Origin of the sequence: Xenorhabdus santafensis (genome assembly GCF_033949405.1) — a bacterium.
GTDB classification, from domain to species: Bacteria; Pseudomonadota; Gammaproteobacteria; order Enterobacterales; family Enterobacteriaceae; genus Xenorhabdus; species Xenorhabdus santafensis.
This window is the reverse complement of the sequence record NZ_VCDN01000286.1, coordinates 1-435: the sequence shown is the minus strand read 5'-3', so window position 1 is coordinate 435 and position 435 is coordinate 1. Positions and strand designations below refer to the sequence as shown.

Below are 435 nucleotides of genomic sequence, written 5' to 3'. Positions count from 1 at the left end.
CACGCTAAGAAAATCAGAGTTAAAAAATCAGAAAATATATCATTATTCCAAGACACATACAGTGTCTTTTTTTATACAAAAAATAATACAACACAATATTAATTGTGTTGTATTAGGTGTTATAATAAATATAAATCTAGGGGTTTAACGCAACACAATTTATCGATAAATAAATACTTTTAGACGCAACACAATTTATAGACGCGGAGGAAATCACATGGATGTTGCAAAACAGTTTTCTTCTTATCTTAAACAAGAGAATAAAACTGAGAACACTGTTCAGGGATACACATCAGGTATTAGACAGTACATAAAATGGTTTGAAGGTTCCTATGACAGAAAATTAACAAAATTGTACCGACAAAATATCTTAGAGTACATTAGTTATTTAAAGAATGTCAAAATGTTGAACGCCAAGTCCATTAACCACAAGAT

1 pseudogene is annotated in these 435 nt (G+C 29.4%); it reads left to right on the top strand.

What is annotated here, in order from left to right:
• Nucleotides 1–217: 217 nt before the first annotated feature.
• Nucleotides 218–435, top strand: a pseudogene (gene tnpI / locus FE392_RS22520) (TnP I resolvase); the annotation flags it as partial.